Origin of the sequence: Vibrio algicola, assembly GCF_009601765.2 — a bacterium.
Classification (GTDB): Bacteria; Pseudomonadota; Gammaproteobacteria; order Enterobacterales; family Vibrionaceae; genus Vibrio; species Vibrio algicola.
Window position 1 is genome coordinate 326,541 of record NZ_CP045699.1, and the last position, 19,147, is coordinate 345,687.

General features: G+C 43.8%; 15 protein-coding genes. 6 read left to right on the top strand and 9 right to left on the bottom strand.

Annotated features, from left to right (window positions below; all coding sequences use genetic code 11):
* The first annotated feature begins 26 nt into the window (after positions 1-26).
* Complete coding sequence (gene groL, locus GFB47_RS01455; protein WP_153445991.1) at positions 27-1,679, top strand: chaperonin GroEL; 1,653 nt, start codon at positions 27-29, stop codon at positions 1,677-1,679.
* Between the two features lie 144 nt (positions 1,680-1,823).
* Positions 1,824-3,356 (top strand): ATP-binding cassette domain-containing protein, encoded by a 1,533-nt coding sequence (locus GFB47_RS01460; protein WP_153445993.1) that lies wholly within the window; start codon positions 1,824-1,826, stop codon positions 3,354-3,356.
* Positions 3,357-3,360: 4 nt separating this feature from the next.
* Here the strand turns inward: GFB47_RS01460 and GFB47_RS01465 are convergent, their stop codons facing one another.
* On the bottom strand, positions 3,361-3,498 hold the full coding sequence (locus GFB47_RS01465) for a hypothetical protein (protein ID WP_153445995.1): 138 nt from the start codon (positions 3,496-3,498) through the stop codon (positions 3,361-3,363).
* A gap of 387 nt (positions 3,499-3,885) precedes the next feature.
* Here GFB47_RS01465 and acuI point away from each other — a divergent pair, with 387 nt between their 5' ends.
* The gene (gene acuI / locus GFB47_RS01470; protein ID WP_153445997.1) at positions 3,886-4,866 is read left to right on the top strand and encodes an acrylyl-CoA reductase (NADPH); all 981 of its coding nucleotides are present in this window, start codon (positions 3,886-3,888) and stop codon (positions 4,864-4,866) included.
* A gap of 472 nt (positions 4,867-5,338) precedes the next feature.
* On the opposite strand, the gene yacG is transcribed toward acuI, so the two are convergent.
* From yacG to GFB47_RS01510, 8 genes are all read right to left on the bottom strand, one after another.
* The gene (gene yacG, locus GFB47_RS01475; protein ID WP_153445999.1) at positions 5,339-5,542 is read right to left on the bottom strand and encodes a DNA gyrase inhibitor YacG; all 204 of its coding nucleotides are present in this window, start codon (positions 5,540-5,542) and stop codon (positions 5,339-5,341) included.
* Positions 5,543-5,595: 53 nt separating this feature from the next.
* Complete coding sequence (gene zapD / locus GFB47_RS01480; RefSeq protein ID WP_407701681.1) at positions 5,596-6,327, bottom strand: cell division protein ZapD; 732 nt, start codon at positions 6,325-6,327, stop codon at positions 5,596-5,598.
* Between the two features lie 111 nt (positions 6,328-6,438).
* Positions 6,439-7,050, bottom strand: a complete 612-nt coding sequence (gene coaE, locus GFB47_RS01485; protein ID WP_153446001.1) for a dephospho-CoA kinase — start codon at positions 7,048-7,050, stop codon at positions 6,439-6,441.
* A 4-nt stretch (positions 7,051-7,054) separates the two neighbouring features.
* On the bottom strand, positions 7,055-7,966 hold the full coding sequence (locus tag GFB47_RS01490; protein WP_153446003.1) for a prepilin peptidase: 912 nt from the start codon (positions 7,964-7,966) through the stop codon (positions 7,055-7,057).
* Between the two features lie 38 nt (positions 7,967-8,004).
* Positions 8,005-9,237, bottom strand: a complete 1,233-nt coding sequence (locus tag GFB47_RS01495) for a type II secretion system F family protein (protein ID WP_153446005.1) — start codon at positions 9,235-9,237, stop codon at positions 8,005-8,007.
* Positions 9,238-9,287: 50 nt separating this feature from the next.
* The gene (gene pilB / locus GFB47_RS01500; RefSeq protein WP_153446007.1) at positions 9,288-10,976 is read right to left on the bottom strand and encodes a type IV-A pilus assembly ATPase PilB; all 1,689 of its coding nucleotides are present in this window, start codon (positions 10,974-10,976) and stop codon (positions 9,288-9,290) included.
* Positions 10,977-10,989: 13 nt separating this feature from the next.
* Complete coding sequence (locus tag GFB47_RS01505; RefSeq protein ID WP_153446009.1) at positions 10,990-11,451, bottom strand: pilin; 462 nt, start codon at positions 11,449-11,451, stop codon at positions 10,990-10,992.
* 748 nt (positions 11,452-12,199) lie between these two features.
* A complete protein-coding gene (locus GFB47_RS01510) occupies positions 12,200-13,009 on the bottom strand; it encodes a DUF547 domain-containing protein (protein WP_153446011.1) in 810 nt (269 codons plus the stop codon).
* 414 nt (positions 13,010-13,423) lie between these two features.
* On the opposite strand from GFB47_RS01510, the gene pdhR reads away from it, so the two are divergent.
* The 3 genes from pdhR to aceF all read left to right on the top strand — a co-directional run bounded on the left by pdhR (position 13,424) and on the right by aceF (position 18,923).
* On the top strand, positions 13,424-14,191 hold the full coding sequence (pdhR, locus tag GFB47_RS01515) for a pyruvate dehydrogenase complex transcriptional repressor PdhR (RefSeq protein WP_153446013.1): 768 nt from the start codon (positions 13,424-13,426) through the stop codon (positions 14,189-14,191).
* An 83-nt stretch (positions 14,192-14,274) separates the two neighbouring features.
* A complete protein-coding gene (aceE, locus tag GFB47_RS01520) occupies positions 14,275-16,941 on the top strand; it encodes a pyruvate dehydrogenase (acetyl-transferring), homodimeric type (protein WP_153446014.1) in 2,667 nt (888 codons plus the stop codon).
* A gap of 77 nt (positions 16,942-17,018) precedes the next feature.
* Complete coding sequence (gene aceF / locus GFB47_RS01525; RefSeq protein ID WP_153446016.1) at positions 17,019-18,923, top strand: pyruvate dehydrogenase complex dihydrolipoyllysine-residue acetyltransferase; 1,905 nt, start codon at positions 17,019-17,021, stop codon at positions 18,921-18,923.
* Positions 18,924-19,147 lie beyond the last annotated feature (224 nt).

Genomic DNA, 19,147 nt, shown 5'->3' on the forward strand with positions numbered 1-19,147 from the left:
TTCAATAGATTTAAGGAATATTCAACATGGCTACAAAAGACGTAAAATTTGGTAACGACGCACGAATCAAAATGCTAGAAGGTGTCAACGTTCTGGCTGACGCGGTAAAAGTGACTTTAGGGCCTAAAGGTCGTAACGTGGTGCTAGATAAATCATTTGGCGCACCAACTATCACTAAAGATGGCGTATCTGTTGCACGTGAAATCGAGCTAGAAGACAAATTCCAAAACATGGGCGCACAAATGGTGAAGCAAGTTGCTTCTCAAGCGAACGATGTTGCTGGTGATGGAACAACAACGGCGACAGTATTGGCGCAATCTATCATCACTGAAGGTCTTAAAGCGGTTGCTGCGGGTATGAACCCAATGGATCTGAAACGTGGTATCGATAAAGCGGTTGCTGCTGCCGTCGAAGAGCTTAAAAACTTATCTAAGCCTTGTGCGACTAGCATTGAAATCGAACAAGTTGGCGCGATCTCTGCAAACGCAGATAGCACCATTGGTAAAATCATTGCAGAAGCGATGGATAAAGTTGGTCGTGATGGCGTGATCACGGTTGAAGAAGGTCAAGCACTGCAAGACGAGCTAGACGTGGTTGAAGGTATGCAATTCGACCGTGGTTACTTATCGCCATACTTCATCAACAACCCAGAAGCGGGCAGCGTTGATCTAGAAAGCCCATTCATCCTATTGGTTGATAAGAAAGTATCAAACATCCGTGAATTACTGCCAACACTAGAAGCTGTCGCTAAAGCCTCTCGTCCACTGCTTATCATTGCAGAAGACGTAGAAGGTGAAGCACTCGCAACATTGGTAGTAAACAACATGCGTGGCATCGTGAAAGTCGCGGCAGTTAAAGCGCCTGGTTTCGGTGACCGTCGTAAAGCGATGCTACAAGATATCGCGGCATTAACGGCGGGTACGGTTATTTCTGAAGAGATCGGTCTTGAGCTTGAAAAAGCAACGCTAGAAGATCTTGGTCAAGCGAAACGTGTCACCATCACTAAAGAAAACACCACGATCATTGATGGCGCAGGTGAAGAGTCAATCATTCAAGGTCGCGTAACCCAAATTCGTCAACAAATCGAAGATGCAACCTCTGACTACGACAAAGAAAAACTGCAAGAGCGTGTAGCTAAATTAGCTGGCGGCGTAGCAGTCATCAAAGTTGGCGCAGCAACCGAAGTTGAAATGAAAGAGAAAAAAGACCGCGTTGAAGATGCACTGCACGCAACTCGCGCTGCGGTTGAAGAAGGTATTGTTGCCGGTGGTGGTGTGGCACTTATCCGCGCTGCAGCAACCGTTTCTGCAAATGGTTTAGCTGGCGATAACGAAGAGCAAAACGTCGGTATTCGCGTAGCACTTCGCGCAATGGAATCCCCAATTCGTCAAATCACGAAAAACGCAGGTGATGAAGAATCTGTGGTTGCTAACAATGTTCGTGCAGGCGAAGGTAACTACGGTTACAACGCTGCAACCGGCGAATATGGCGATATGATCGCAATGGGTATTTTAGATCCAACGAAAGTCACTCGTAGCGCACTTCAGTTCGCCGCATCGGTTGCCGGTCTTATGATCACGACCGAAGCGATGGTAACTGATAAGCCACAAGATTCTGGTTCTGCAATGCCTGATATGGGTAGCATGGGCGGAATGGGTGGTATGGGCGGCATGATGTAATCAGTCCCCCTTATAACTGACCATAAAAAACCCGCAGATTTGCGGGTTTTTTTATGGCTGTTCTTATATGCCATTGATTTATATTTGACTCAATTAGCTATCAATGGAATGGTAAAAAGAAAAGATATTAATCAAGGATGAAGCATGACTATTTGTTTACGCGATCTCAAACTATCTCTTGCCACCGAGCAAATCGAAGTGCCTTGCTGGACCATTGAGCCCGAGCAGCATTGGGTGATCTTTTCGACTTACAGTCATTGTGGTTCAACGTTAGGTCGAGTGCTGGCCGGTGACTTAGATTTAAAAGCCAATCCTAAACCAGTGGCAGGCGATCATTCAGCGAATATTGGGCTGAATTTACAAGGTTTGCCTGATTCGATTGGTTGGGTGTCTTTGCATTTGCAACAGGCATTGCTCGAAAAAGAAATTGCCAATGATGATACTGATTTTATGGATAAAATTGATATCGGTTCCACGGTCGAAGCATTAGTTTTAGAGTGTTGTGACTCTGCCGAGCAACGGGATGAATTATTAGCATTAACCGATATTGCTCATTTGCGTTTGCGAGGTTTTCGTCAATTATCGACCGGAGAAACTCGCCGTGTGATGTTGGCGCGAGCGTTAGCTATTCGTCCTCGCTTGCTTATTTTAGATGAGCCTTACGCCGGATTAGATCTTGCCCATCAACAACAATTATCCAGCCTGATTAATCAACTCTCCCAGACCATACAAATTATCGTGATGACTTCCCGTCAAGATGAGGTGCCGGAGTGCATTACTCACGTGGCGATGTTTAATCATAGCCAAAATAAGCAAGGTGTGACGGTCAATACCTTAGGGGAGGGAATGTCGATCGAGCAGTGGCACGCACACCCAGTGATGGCGCAGCTTAATCAGTTATCGCAACAGCGCAGTGATGAGGTAATGGGGTTAATTAAACGTCAGCGTTATCAAGCGCAATACCCCGATCCACTGGTGGAGTTAAAAAACGGCAAAGTGGAATACACCGATGGGCTGATTTTTAAGGATGTGAATTGGCGTATTAATAATGGCCAGCATTGGCAAGTTCGCGGCCCGAATGGCTGCGGAAAAAGTACCTTATTAGGGCTGATTTTAGGCGACCATCCTCAGTGTTATAGCAACGATATTACTTTATTTGGCAAACCGCGCGGCAGTGGCGAAACCATTTGGCAAGTGAAGCAACAAATTGGCATTGTATCCTCGGCGTTGCATCTACAATATCGAGTCAATTGCAGTGCGCTTGAGGTGTTGTTATCCGGCTTTTTTGATTCGATTGGTTTGTATCAAAAGCCGAGTAAAAAGCAGATCGATCTCGCGAAAGATTGGTTGGCTATTTTGCACATGAGTCATTGTGAGAAAATTAGTTTTAAGCAGTTGGATTATGGTCAGCAGCGGTTATTACTTATTGGTCGGGCGCTAATTAAACAACCGGTGTTATTGATTTTAGATGAGCCGTATCAAGGCTTGGATTTTATCAACCGTAAGCTGGTGATGAATACCTTAAATATGCTCGCACAAGAAAATTTAAGCCAATTGCTGTACGTTTCCCACCATGTGGATGATGCGTTGCCCGCAATTAAAAACTACCTCGATTTTGTTGGAAACACAGAGCAAGGGTATGAAGTGGAGATTGTAAAATTTCCAACCATTTGTTAGATATTTATGATTGCAAAAACTCGCCAATGGTCTGATACACCTTGGCGCACTCATCAGGGATAATGTCTTCATACATAGGTTTATCATTGGTATTAATGGTAAAAAGTGCAGGGTGATCACTCACGATAAAAGGAATAGCCATGTTGAACCTCGATATTGGGTTAGTAATGCCATTTAATGAAACATTTCAGAATCAATTCACCAATTAATTGATGTTTGATATGAATGGGTGGTTATTATAATTATTCTTTATTGACACATCTAACACTAACGATGTTAAATGAACTTGTTATCAAAATATAGCCAGTTGTGTCCATTTTGTGAACGAGGTTAACTTGTGACTAAAGTCGTAGCGAGAATACTTTTGTATTAAATCTATGATTATTTGTAATGTATTAAATGATTTAGTTTCACTTTTTTCATTGATAATTATTGTCTATACTGCAAGCAACTCGAAACAAGTCGTCACGAATATCAGCAAGATTTTATTTCTTATTTTAAGCGTTAAGAGCGCCAATCTGGAGACGTTATGTTTAAAGCATTAGTTCTAAATCAAGAAGAAAAACGCACTATTTCTAGTATTGAAATGTTAGATGAAGCCACTTTGCCACAAGGTGAAGTGATGGTAGCGGTTGATTATTCTTCTTTAAACTACAAGGACGGTTTGGCCATCACAGGGAAAGGAAAAATTATCCGCAACTTCCCAATGGTTCCTGGCATTGATTTCGCCGGTACCGTTCTTGAGTCAAAAGATGCACGCTACAATGCAGGTGATAAAGTGGTATTAACCGGTTGGGGCGTAGGTGAAAACCATTGGGGCGGCATGGCACAAAAAGCCAGCTTGAAAGCCGATTGGTTAGTGCCTTTGCCACAAGGATTTGATAGCAAGCAAGCGATGATGATTGGTACCGCAGGCTTTACCGCGATGTTATGTGTTCAAGCTATCCTTGATGGTGGCGTAAAACCTGAAGATGGTGAAATCTTAGTGACGGGTGCCAGCGGTGGTGTTGGCTCTGTTGCGGTGACTTTACTTAGCCAGCTCGGTTACACAGTGGCAGCCGTGACGGGGCGTGTTGAAACAAACGGTCCGCTACTCGAAAAACTTGGCGCAACACGCATTATTGATCGCAGTGAGTTTGAAGAGCCTGCTCGTCCATTAGAGAAACAAATTTGGGCTGGCGCAGTTGATACTACAGGCAGCAAAGTATTAGCTAAAGTCTTAGCACAAATGGATTACAACTCAGTGGTTGCAGCTTGTGGTCTGGCGGCAGGGTTTGATTTACCGACCACGGTAATGCCATTTATTTTGCGTAACGTGCGTTTGCAAGGTGTGGATTCAGTGAACTGCCCAAGCGAGAAACGTATTGCGGCGTGGAATAAGTTAGTTGAAATTCTTCCTGCCAGTTACTTTGAGCAAGCGTGTACCGAAGTGAGTTTAGATGAAGTGCCTAAGTACGCCGATGATATTACTAATGGCCAAGTGACGGGTCGTGTGGTTATTAAACTGTAATCGCTTACAAACGGTAATCGTTACCAAGCGGTAATGATTGTCTAGCAATATTGTTTGTTAAGCATTATTTGTTAAACATTGTTTGCTAAGCAAAGCAGAAATTATAAAGAGTGAACAAAAGGTTAGGTGGTGCTTTGACATGAGTGCCCACCTGGCCTTTTTTGTTTGTGAGGTGATCTTATATAAGCAGCTGTTCATTGAGATTTTCAGTTCAAATCATCGTGATTTCAAAAAGCACGACGACTTAAAAACCGTCATCTCGGAAACGAGGAACGAGTTATCCGTGATCTCGCTTTTAAATCACTCCCCACCGATTAACCACCAAAAATTATCACACGTTCATAAAGAAAAAAGCGAGATTCCCTGTCTCTTCGCTTAGGCTCATGCATGGAATGACGGCGTTGAGGGCGAGGCTCAGGCATGGAATGACGCGTTAAGGGCAAGACTCAAGCAGGGTATGACGGCGTTGGTATTAACCTTCCGACCAACCATCTGAATCCGACATATCTGGCGCGCCGGGAATCGATTTTTCTTCATCGGCCCATTCACCAAAATCAATCATTTGGCATTGCTTGCTGCAAAAAGGGCGGTAAGGGCTGATTTCTCCCCAAACGACATCTGTTTGGCAAGTAGGGCATTTAACAACGGTGGTTTTCTTTGGCGTAGGGCTGTTCATATTGATTACTCGGTTTTGATAACTTAATCGCTTATATGCTCAGAAGTGTAGCGTTAACAAATCGCGAGATCAAACTCGATATCTTGGCTGCAAGCATTACCGGTATCAAAATACATAAACTTAATTGCAAAGCGGTTTTTATGCCCAGAAATCATAGGGTAAACGCCGAGCTCAACCGGTAATTGCAAACGTAGAACGTGGGCATCTTCGGCTTCACTTTGGAAGAAGCCATTACGAGCGATTTGAGGCTTGAGTTGTGAGGTTTCACGCGTTAGGCGCAACATTAATGCTAACGCTTGTTTTAAAGGTGCCAGGGTATCAGTCCAAACTTTGGCATCCGCGAGTCGCTGTTCTAATGGTAAATGCAGCCAGTAATGTAGCGCGGGTAAATCAAAGCAGCAAGTGCCGCCAGGGAGGTTAAAACGTTGACGGATCGAACTTAAAAAACGGTCTTCTTTTAAGCTGCCCCCAAAACGTTCCGCTGCCATTACTTGTTTAAAGCTAGTATCAATTTCATTTAAAATAGTGGTGAGGATCGCTTGATCTACCCCTGCAACCCCCATCCAATGTTTGCAAGCAAGTTTTTGTTTTTCGAGATCTTTGCCAATTTCAGATTTAATTTGAATTTGTTCAAACAGATCCATTAAATCAAATAAAGAACGGAAAAAAAGCTGATAGGCTTGCGGGGTCTCAAAAGAGGCAGAACTATGCAGCTGCTTAATTAGAGTGTCTATTCGCAGATAAATTCGTACTTTTTCATTTAATGGATGTTCGAATTTTAACATAATAATTTCAACACATAGTTTGGGTGACATTGATAGAGCTATTGTCACAGATATTGATAGGTCTTGCTATCCCCTTGTCGCTTCAAGTTACCTTTAAATCCAGTAATTTGCCTACGATGGGCTAATATCTAAATATTTTTGATGCAACGCCGTCACTTGTAATAGTAACGCTTGTTGAGTTTGTGGATTGAGATCGGCGTCATTGTTAATCACATCATCAGCAAAAGATAAGCGTTCTTGCCTTGAGGCTTGTGAGGCGAGAATAGCGCGGACTTGAGTTTGCGAGGTGCTATCGCGTGAGCAAGTTCGCTCAATTTGAGTTTGCTCACTCGCATCGACCACTAAAATACGATCGACAAAATTCTTCCACTCGCTTTCAACCAATAGTGGTACCACTAAAATCACATAAGGTGAGGTAACGTGTTGAAGTTGACGTTTGATTTCAGTGCGAATTAACGGATGAAGTAAATCATTGATCCATTGTTTTTCACTTGGAGCAGAAAAAATACGTTCACGTAACTGGCGACGATCAAGCTCACCAGTGTCGGTTAATATCGAGTCGCCAAAGTGTTGCACTATCGCATTGAGGCCAAGCGTGTTCGGCTGCACCACTTGACGCGCCACAATATCGGCATCCACCAAATCAATATTAAAATGCTGGTGGAATAAATTAGCAATACTGGTTTTACCGCTGCCGATCCCGCCCGTCAGTCCAATGATCATAAAATTACGCACCTAGCATATAAGTGAAGTACCAATGGGCGATATCGTGCCCCCAAATCAAACAAAACCACCCGGCGATGGCAAGGTAGGGGCCAAATGGAAAGGTCATATCGATGCCTTTTTTCTGCTGGCGTAATTGAATAATGCCAAAGATGAGTCCCACCACCGAAGAGAGTAATATTAATAACGGTAATTGTTGCCATCCAAGCCATGCACCAAGAGCGGCCAGCAATTTAAAATCGCCATACCCCATGCCTTCTTTACCAGTGAGTAATTTGAATGCCCAAAATACCGACCATAAGCATAAGTAACCCGCCATTGCGCCAATCACCGCATCTTGTAATGAAATCGGGCTAATACCAAACGCCGATAATGCCAATCCCGCCCATAATAACGGCAGGGTTAATTGGTCAGGCAACAACATGGTATCGAGATCGATAAAGGTGGCCGCTATTAAGGTAAAGGTGAAAAACAATAACGCTAAGCCATACCAATCGGCAGGGAAATAACAGGTAACCACTACCGCAAGCAGAGCAGTTAATAATTCGATAGCAGGGTAGCGAGGGCTAATTGGGTTGGCACATTGACGGCATTTACCACGTAAAAATAACCAGCTGATCACGGGAATATTATCGACTGCGCGAATTTGAGTCCCACACTTAGGGCAGCGTGAACGTGGAATGCTTAAATTAAACGGTTGTGCTAACTCATCTAAATGCGCGGTTATTTCGGGATCATTTTTAAACTTTTTACCAATCTTGAGTTCACTAAGGTAGTCGAAGCACTCTTGTTTCCATTCGCGTTCCATGATTACGGGTAGGCGATAGATCACCACATTTAAAAAACTGCCAATCAGCAAGCCAAACACACCTGCTAAAATAGGGAATAGAAAAGGGTAATAGTCAAAAATTATCATGTTAGCTCACAGCGCCACTGAAAGTGAAAATAATAGCCTTAGAATACACTAACTAGCTTAAAGATTGGCAGATAAAGTGACACCACCAGTCCGCCAACCACTACGCCTAAAAAGACAATGATCGCAGGTTCAATGATTTTACCTAAATTATCGACGGTGTTATCCACTTCAAACTCATAAATGGTGGCGACCTTATTGAGCATATCATCCAAGTTACCGGACTCTTCGCCAATCATCACCATCTGCAATACCATTTCAGGAAACGCCTCGGCATTACGCATTGCTATGTACATCGGCATGCCGGCGGCAGTGTCTTTGTGGACTTGCTCAACCGCCACTTGATAATGCAAGCTACCAGCGGTTTTAGCGGTGGTGAGTAGGCTGGTTAAAATTGGAATACCGGCGCTAAAGCTAGTAGAAAGAGTTCGGCTGAATTTGGCGATCGCCGCTTTGGAAAATACCGGTCCTAATACTGGCATTTTTAACGCTATACGACTGGTCTTTAATCTAAAACTAAATGAGCGTTTGCGAGCTTGTTTCACCGCAAAGATAAACACAAATACCCCGATGATCATTAGCAATAAGTAGTCTTGAATAAAGTGAGACAGGTCGATCACTCGTTGGGTAAAAGCGGGCAGTTCAGCGCCGAAGCCTTTAAACATGGTTTCAAACTCAGGAATAACCATAGTTAACATTAAAATTGAGACACTGGTAGCAACCAACATTACCATGCCTGGGTAGATCATCGCTTTGATCACTTTGGATCGCAGTTCTTCACTTTTTTCTCGGTAGGTGGCAAGGCGTTCAAAAACTTGGCCTAAATTACCAGTTTGTTCACCGGTGGCGACTAAGTCACAATAGAAATCATCAAAAAAGGGGCTACTGGCTTTAAGCGCTTTAGAGATAGGAGTACCGGCTTCAACTTGAGTACAAATGATCGACAATATCGACTTCATTTCCGCTTTACGTTGGCTGTCGGCGATCAGTTTGAGTGATTGTACAATCGGCACGCCAGTGGTCAGCATGGTGGAAAGTTGGCGAGTTAATACCGTGATGTCTTTGCGTTTTACTTTATGGCTCATTTTGGCAATAAAAGACACACTGCGACGTTTGAGTTTTTTGATTTGTACCCGTTGCTCTTTTAATTTGGCGCGCACTTCGCTCTCATTGATTGCCATGATCTGCCCAGAGACTTTTTTGCCCGAGCTATTGACTCCACGCCATTGAAAGTTGCGTAAAGTTGGCGCTTTAATTTTGGCAGTTTTAGGCATGATGCTTCCTTGTTACTGGGTTTTAAAAAGGAGGTAGGTTGATTAAATTACTAAAAATACAACACGCGTTGCAGTTCGGCGAAGCTGGTCACACCTTGTTTTAAATTATCAATGCCGGATTGACGCAGGGTCGACATTCCTTGTTTTACCGCGATCATTTCAATATCGTTGGCAGAGGCTTTTTTGATCACCGCTGTGGCAATTTCGGTGCTAAATGGCATTACTTCATAAATCCCTACTCGGCCAGAATAGCCACCGGTACATTCTGGGCAGCCTTGGCTAAAGGCTTTGTAGATCACCACATCCGGCGCGATATTTAATTTTTGGCGCAATACATCGGGGAATGGATCGGGCTTTTTACAGTGAGAGCATAAACGACGGGCTAAGCGCTGAGCGATAATAAGAGTTAACGATGAAGCAAGGTTAAACGCCTCAATCCCCATATTCGACAAACGCACAATAGTTTCGGCGGATGAATTGGTATGCAGAGTTGATAATACCAAGTGACCAGTTTGCGCCGCTTTTACTGCAATTTCAGCGGTTTCGAGATCGCGAATTTCGCCCACCATTACCACGTCGGGATCTTGACGTAAAAAAGCGCGCAGAGCAGCAGCAAAGGTAAAACCAATTTTCGGTTTCACTTGCACTTGGTTGACTCCGGTTAAGTTGATCTCGACCGGATCTTCGGCGGTCGATATATTTTTATCTGGGGTGTTTAAAATCCGCAATCCGGTGTACAAAGAAACGGTTTTACCGCTACCGGTTGGGCCGGTCATTAAGATCATGCCTTGCGGTTGCTGTAGCGCCTCTAAATATAATTTTTTTTGTGGGGCACTGTAGCCAAGTTTGTCGATATTCAAATTGGCAGCGCTACTGTCGAGCAGACGCAATACGATTTTCTCGCCCCATAAGGTCGGCAAGGTTGAAACTCGCATATCAATCGCGGTATCGGCGTTTAAGCGAATTTTGATCCGCCCATCTTGCGGCAAGCGGCGTTCGGCAATATCGAGCTTAGATAATATTTTAATTCGCGCGGCAAGGCGGCGTCCTAAATGCTGCGCAGGGCGGTTGGTTTCAACCAAAATACCATCACAACGCAGGCGCACCCGATACAATTCTTCATACGGTTCAAAGTGAATATCTGACGCCCCTTTGCGCACCGCATCGAGCAAAATTTGGTTGATAAAACGACTGACCGGCGCTTCATCTTGACTGAGATCTTCAGTTTCTTGAATTTCATCACTGCCAACTTCCACCATGTTAGCCAGTTCGTCTTGGGTGATGTCTTTGCCTTGGCCACTGTCGCTGCCTGCGCTTCGGCCATACAAGCGGCGGATCGCGCCTTCCAGCTCTTTACAATCGGCCAGAATAAATTCGACTTGTTTACCGGTAGCAAAGCGAAAATCGTCTTCCACCCCAGTATTGGTGGGGTCGGATACCGCCAGTAATAAGCTTTGTGAATCAATCTGTAGCGGCAGCACTTGGTGGCTAGTGATTAAATCGCGTAATCCGAGTTGTTCACACACTTCGGCGTAGCTGTAATGGTCAAGGTGAGCTTGGGGTAGGGCAAATAATTGACACAGTTGTTGCAATAACGCTTGGCTATCTATAAAACCAGCGTCCACGCACACCACGGGGACGCTTTTTTTATCGTTAAGAACGCTGCTCACCACCACCTGTTCCTGCTCGTGAGTCAGGAAGTCGGCTTGACGTAAAATGGAGGCGAGGTTGATGTTCATTTGTTATGTGTAATTATTTACATGTTTTCGGGAGTAAATCAGAGTCTAAGCCTGTTGCTCCAGAAGCTGTACCACAAAGCCAAGCTCCAGTTCCTGCTGTTCTGGAAAGAGTAATAATTTTATCGGCAACTAAGGCGCTAGCATCGGTAGTTACAGAACCAAAAGTAAATGTTAACGTTCCAGAATCTGCACTATTAGAAGTAATTGATGCTGTGCCGAGATCCATAGTAGGTATACCTAAGGCTGATGATTGAGCGTTTGTAGGAAATGTTCCATTTTCAACAGTGTATGCTTCAATGTTAGTTTTTACTCCAGTTAAAGAGGCTAATACTGAAGCTACTTCAGATTTGGCAATGTATTTTTGATATTGAGGCATAGCAATAGCAGCAAGCACACCGATAACCGCTACTACGATCATCAATTCAATTAAGGTGAAACCCTTTTGTAGCTTCTTTTTACCTTGTTGTAATTTCATTTTTCATCTCCGTGAATATAGAAAGGTTTATTCTGTGTATTGAGTACTGTCGTTTACTACAGCACCAACGACTTCGAATAATGGTCATTTGGATATAGGTTGTTGACCAGCACAGGATAGAAACAAGGCAGAGAAAGGAGAAATCAATTGCAGCGCGCTTTCGAGCCAGATTGTAATGTTTGTTAATTGTTTCACCAAGGTGACATTTTTTTGCGACTGACTAGTTGAATAGGGGGATTTATAAGTGATAAAAAGGTTAATAAATACTCAGTAGCCGCTAAAGCATCTTGGTCAAATGGCAGTGGATTTGCGAGGGAGATCAAGTGATAACGTGTGAGCTATTGAGTTCATAATCAGTAAAAAGACTAGAAACGAGATCACGGATAACTCGTCCCTCGTTTCCGAGATGACGATTTTTAACCCGTTTCTTGTTGGTGAGGTGACGATTTTTAACTTATTTCTTGTTTGTGAGGTGACGATGTATGTTGCGTTACTTTTAAACGGGCAGCGTCATCCCGAGGAGCCGAAGGTGACATCAGGGATCTCCAACAACGCGTTGAGTCTCAAATGGTGGTAGGAGATCTTGAACTCGCTCCTTCGTCACTCTCCAAGATGACGCTCTTTAAGTCGTCAACGTTCGGTGAAAAATCCCCGTTATTCCATGCCTGAGCCTTGCGATCCAACGCGTCATTCCATGCATGAGCCTAGGCGAAGAGACAGGGAATCTCGCTTATTTTTGTTCTATTTTTTAACTCCCATTCAAGCGCCAATCATACTCATAGCTTGGTTGGCTAAAGTTCGGCTTGGTTATGATCCTCTTTATCTCCGGTTTAAATTTTGCCAAATAATCCAGCATGGCTGATTGACCGCCAAAATCGACCACAAACCAATCATAAATAGAAGAAAGCTGTAACTTGCCGTTGGTTATTTTCATCCCTTTATCGCTAAGGATAAATTCTCGTTCCGCTTGAGCTAAAAGCGCCTCAGTATTTTGCGCAGTAAACGCTTGAGTCGCTAAGTTAGGGCAACCTAAACTGGCGCAGTTAACTGAATAGTGAATGCGAGGATCTCGCCAGATTGGGCGTAAGATCCGATGTTCAATATCATTGAGAGTGATGGTTTTACCATTAATAGTGGCGATGTCTTGCCCCCAAGGCCCAAACGAAAATAAGCCACCAATTTTGGTTATTGACTTAGTGGGGTAATTATCCAACACCACTTGCACTGTTAACGCGTTATATAAATTAACCCAATAGGCGAATTGCTGCTTTTTATTGTATTGACGTGGGTCGAGTTGGGTTAGTTGCTGGATGTATTGATGCAGCGATTTTTTGTCTTGATCGCTTATGCTGCCATAACCAAATAAATGATTGTCGCCTTGCACACTAAGGTTACGATCTAAAATGCCCTGCCAAGCCGAGTGATCAATGCTTTGGGGGTTGTTTGGATTACTGACATTCCAATAAGGCCAAAGATCGGCTTTAGGCGCGGCCATCGCCGAGCTTGAAAATACGCTAATGATCATAACTCTAATCACTATATTGAGAAAATACTTCATCTTGAATCTCAAGTTGGTTTGATATCGGTATCAAAGTAGACCGTGTGAAGCCAGGTTTGATTTCGCGTGTTAAATAAATGCAACAATTTTATTTTATTCTCCCAATAGAGCTTGTTTCGGTAACGCTTTTTTTTGTTATAAGAGATCGATCTTAATCACACTTTAAAGAAAAATAGATAAAGAGGGGTAACAAATACCTATAAAGAGGTGCGTTTTGTGGGACCATTATTAAATGGTCTTACCAATCTTATTGGTGTTTTAATGAATAATTGTTAATGGTTGGTTAATTCGTTATTCGTTCTATGATTTGAATCAATTTTTGACTAGACACTGGCGTTAGGATTATGTAAAATTTTCGTGCGCTGGTAATTGGTATTACCAATTTACACTCAATAAGTGAAACGAGACTTCATCATGGCTTATCAACGGATCCGTCAGCCAAAACTTTCTGATGTGATTGAACAAGAATTAGAAAGGCTGATTGTAGAAGGCACATTATCTGCAGGGCAACAATTGCCGCCAGAGCGTGAACTAGCCAAACAATTTGATGTTTCTCGCCCTTCCATTCGTGAAGCGATCCAGCGTTTAGAAGCAAAACGCTTACTGACTCGTAAGCAAGGTGGCGGTACGTTCGTATGTGAAAAATTATGGACGTCTTTTTCCGATCCACTACTAGAATTGTTATCGACTCACTCAGAAACGCAACTCGATTTATTGGAATCTCGCCATGCGATGGAAGGGATTTCAGCTTATTTTGCCGCGCTGCGTGGCACGACAGAAGATTTTGAACATATTTCAGAGTGTCAACGAGAAGTCGAAATCGCGATTGAAAATAAAGATATTAAGCAAGAATCTAGCGCGGTAATGAAGGTATTAATTGCCATCTCTGAAGCGGCTCACAATGTGGTGTTATTGCATATTGTTCGTAGCCTTGCTCCTTTGCTAGAACAAAACGTATTACAGAATTTAGAATTACTTTATCGTCGTGATGAAGTGGTGGAAAAGGTGAGTGTTCACCGTGCCAATATCGTGCAAGCGATCCTTAAGCGAGAGCCAGAATTGGCACGCAAAGCATCTCATGCACACTTGGCTTACATTGAAGAGACTTTGTTGGATTTGACTCGAGAAGAGAGTCGTCGTGAGCGTTCATTACGCCGAATCCAACAAGCCAACGAATCTTAATACAGGTTAACTATTCTTTATCTTTGATAAGCATAATCTTAGATAAGCAATAGCCTGATAAACCAACAGAAGGATAGATCGCTATGTCTGAAGTCATTAATAATGACGTTGATGCACTGGAAACTCAAGATTGGTTAGAAGCCCTTGAATCAGTGGTACGCGAAGAAGGTGTTGAACGCGCTCAATATTTACTAGAGCAAGTTCTTGATAAAGCTCGTTTAGATGGCGTTGATATGCCAACGGGTATTAACACTAACTATGTAAACACCATCCCAGCTACGCAAGAAGCGGCTTATCCAGGTGATATCACAGTAGAGCGTCGCATTCGTTCGATCATTCGTTGGAATGCCATCATGATCGTATTGCGTGCATCGAAAAAAGATTTGGATCTTGGCGGCCACATGGCGTCTTACCAATCAGCAGCGTCTTTCTACGAAGTATGTTTTAACCATTTCTTCCGCGCTCCAAATGAAACCGACGGTGGCGATTTAGTTTATTACCAAGGTCATATTTCTCCAGGGATCTATGCGCGTGCATTCGTTGAAGGTCGTCTATCGGCTGAGCAACTAGACAACTTCCGTCAAGAATCAACAGGTAACGGTCTTCCATCTTACCCGCATCCAAAACTATTGCCTGAATTCTGGCAGTTCCCAACCGTATCGATGGGCCTAGGTCCAATGTCTGCTATCTATCAAGCTCGCTTCTTGAAGTACTTGAACGGTCGTGGCCTTAAAGATACCACCAATCAACGTGTTTACGCGTTCCTTGGTGATGGTGAGATGGATGAGCCAGAATCACGCGGTGCGATTTCTTTCGCTTCTCGTGAAAAACTCGACAACTTATGTTTCCTAATCAACTGTAACCTACAGCGCCTTGATGGTCCGGTTATGGGTAACGGCAGCATCATTCAAGAACTTGAAGGCCTATTTAAAGGCGCAGGTTGGAATGTAATTAAAGTTATCTGGGGTAGCAACTGGGATGCACTACTTGCTAAAGACACCACAGGTAAACTTCTGCAATTGATGAACGAAACCATCGATGGCGATTACCAAACCTTTAAATCGAAAGATGGTGCGTACGTTCGTGAACACTTCTTCGGTAAATACCCAGAGACAGCAGCACTTGTGGCTGACATGACCGATGATCAAATCTTTGCGCTTAAGCGTGGCGGTCATGATTCATCTAAATTGTTCTCTGCGTTTAAAGCGGCTCAAGAAACCAATGGTAAGCCAACTGTTATCCTTGCGAAAACGGTTAAAGGTTACGGCATGGGTGAAGCGGCTGAAGGTAAGAACATTGCTCACGGCGTGAAGAAAATGGACATGACCCATGTTCTTTATCTACGTGACCGTTTAGGTCTACAAGACATCTTGTCTGATGAGAAAGTAAAAGAACTGCCTTACCTAACTCTAGAAGAAGGGTCAGCAGAGCATACTTACTTACACGCTCGTCGTGATGCACTACATGGTTACACACCAGTGCGTCTGCCTAAGTTCACCCAAGAATTTAAAGTGCCAGCATTAAGTGATTTTGATGCACTGCTTACTGAGCAAAAACGTGACATCTCGACCACAATGGCGTTTGTGCGTACGCTTAATATCTTAATTAAAGATAAAAACATTGGTAAGCAGATTGTTCCAATCGTTGCCGATGAAGCTCGTACTTTTGGTATGGAAGGTTTATTCCGTCAAATCGGTATTTACAATCCACAAGGTCAAGAATACACCCCAGAAGATCGCAGCTTAGTGTCTTACTACAAAGAGGCGACTTCAGGTCAGGTTCTACAAGAAGGTATCAATGAACTTGGTGCAATGTCTTCATGGGTAGCAGCGGCGACCTCATACAGCACCAACGATCTTCCAATGATCCCATTCTACATTTACTACTCTATGTTCGGCTTCCAGCGTGTTGGCGATATGGCGTGGATGGCGGGTGACCAACAAGCACGTGGCTTCCTATTGGGTGCAACGGCTGGTCGTACAACGCTAAATGGTGAAGGTCTACAGCACGAAGATGGTCATTCACACATCCAAGCGAATACCATTCCAAACTGTGTCTCTTACGATCCAACGTTTGCTTATGAGCTCGCGGTTATCATGCAAGATGGTATTCAGCGTATGTATGGTGAAAACCAAGAGAACGTTTACTACTACTTAACTGTGATGAACGAAAACTACCACATGCCAGCCATGCCAGAAGGCGCGGAAGAAGGCATTCGTAAAGGTATCTACAAGTTAGAGTCTTACACTGGTAGCAAGGGCAAAGTTCAATTGATGAGCTCGGGTACTATCATGAACGAAGTACGCAAAGCTGCGAAAATCCTAAGCGATGACTACGGTGTGGCTTCGGATGTGTTCTCAGTAACCTCTTTCAATGAATTGACTCGTGATGGCCAAGATGCTGAGCGCTTCAACATGCTTCACCCAGAAGCGGAAGAAAAAGTGGCTTACATCTCAACGGTACTTGGATCTGAGCCAGCAATCGCTGCAACGGATTACATGAAAAACTACGCAGAGCAAGTGCGTGCTTACATGCCATCTGAGTCTTATAAAGTGTTGGGTACTGATGGTTTCGGTCGTTCAGATAGCCGCGATAACTTACGTACTCACTTCGAAGTGAATGCCGGTTATGTTGTGGTTGCTGCGCTGACTGAACTTGCCAAACGTGGCGATATTGAAAAATCGGTTATTGTTGACGCAATTGCTAAATTCAACATCGATGCAGATAAAATCAACCCGCTATACGCATAAGCCAATGTGAATAAGCATTGATGCGCTGTGATGACTCTTTATTGCAGCGCATTTCAATCAATTAATAGGAAAGCATAATGACAATCGAAATTAATGTACCTGACATTGGTACCGATGAGGTTGAAGTCACTGAGATTCTTGTAAGCGTTGGCGACAAGGTTGAAGAAGAACAGTCTCTTATTACCGTTGAAGGCGATAAAGCGTCAATGGAAGTACCGGCTCCTCAAGCAGGTATCGTAAAAGAAATTAAAATTAACGTGGGTGACTCAGTGTCGACTGGCTCATTCATTATGACCTTTGAAGCACAAGGCGCAGCAGCGTCACCCGTTGCTGAAGCTCCTAAAGCCGAAGCACCTAAAACCGAAGCAGCACCTGCTCCTGCAGCAGCAAGCGAACTAAAAGAAGTTCATGTTCCTGATATCGGCGGTGATGAAGTTGAAGTCACTGAGATCATGGTTGCTATCGGTGACAGCATTGAAGAAGAACAATCTCTTCTTACTGTTGAAGGTGATAAAGCGTCAATGGAAGTGCCAGCACCTTTCGCCGGTACGCTAAAAGAAATTAAAATCAACGTCGGCGATTCAGTTTCAACCGGTTCATTAGTGATGATTTTTGAAGTTGCTGGTGCTGGTGGCGCGGCCTCTTCTGCCCCTGCCCCACAACAAGCAGCCCCTGCTCAAGCGGCTGCACCTGTTGCGTCTGCGGCGAAAGAAGTGAACGTTCCAGACATCGGTGGTGATGAAGTTGAAGTCACGGAAGTTATGGTTGCGGTTGGTGATACTGTAGAAGAAGAGCAATCTTTAATTACGGTTGAAGGCGACAAAGCATCAATGGAAGTTCCTGCTCCGTTTGCTGGTAAAATCAAAGAAATCAAAATTGCTGCTGGCGATAAAGTGTCGACTGGCTCTTTGATCATGATCTTTGAAGTGGAAGGTTCTGTACCTGCGGCTTCAGCGCCACAAGCTGCCGCACCTCAAGCATCAGCAGCACCAGCCGCTAAAGCACAAGCTGGCGCGCCTGCAACAAGCGGTGATTTCCAAGATAACCATGAGTACGCACATGCCTCTCCTGTGGTTCGTCGTTTAGCGCGTGAATTTGGTGTTAACCTTGCTAAAGTAAAAGGCACAGGTCGTAAGAGCCGCATCTTGAAAGAAGATGTACAAAACTTCGTTAAAGAAGCTCTAAAACGTCTTGAATCTGGTGCGGCTGCATCAGGTAAAGGCGGCGATGGCAGCGCACTTGGTCTGCTTCCTTGGCCGAAAATTGATTTCAGCAAGTTTGGTGATACTGAGATTCAAAAGCTGTCTAAAATCAAGAAAATCTCTGGTGCTAACTTGCACCGTAACTGGGTAATGATCCCACACGTTACTCAGTGGGATAACGCTGATATCACGGCATTGGAAGCGTTCCGTAAAGAACAAAATGCAATTGAAGCCAAGCGCGACACTGGCATGAAGATCACACCACTTGTGTTCATCATGAAAGCGGTAGCAAAAGCGTTAGAAGCCTTCCCAACGTTTAACTCTTCTCTTTCTGATGATGGCGAAAGCATCATTTTGAAGAAATACGTAAACGTCGGTATCGCGGTTGATACGCCAAACGGCTTAGTGGTTCCTGTATTTAAAGATGTAAACAAAAAAGGCATCTACGAATTATCAGAAGAACTGGCAGTTATTTCTAAGAAAGCACGTTCAGGCAAGTTAACGTCTTCTGATATGCAAGGTGGTTGTTTCACAATCTCAAGCCTTGGTGGTATCGGTGGTACCGCATTCACACCTATCGTGAACGCACCAGAAGTTGGTATTCTTGGGGTGTCTAAATCTGAAATCAAACCAGTATGGAATGGTAAAGAATTCGAACCACGCCTACAGTTGCCACTTTCTCTTTCTTACGATCACCGCGTAATCGATGGAGCTGAAGGTGCTCGCTTTATTACTTACCTAAATGCTTGTCTGTCTGACATTCGCCGTTTAGTTCTGTAGTAAGGGATAAAATAGGGTGGCCAAACAGCCACCTTATTTTTTATATATTTCGACTTATTGCATCGAAATCCGAGTTGGAAAAACGATGCGATAGGACTCAAAGAAAAAAGAATGTTGTCTAGCTCACAGGCTAACGTGAATCACTTTTCACAGCGTTAACAAGTCGATAAACTATTGTTAATTCTGAATTAGATAATTCACTCCCATTCACTGTCATGTCGTGC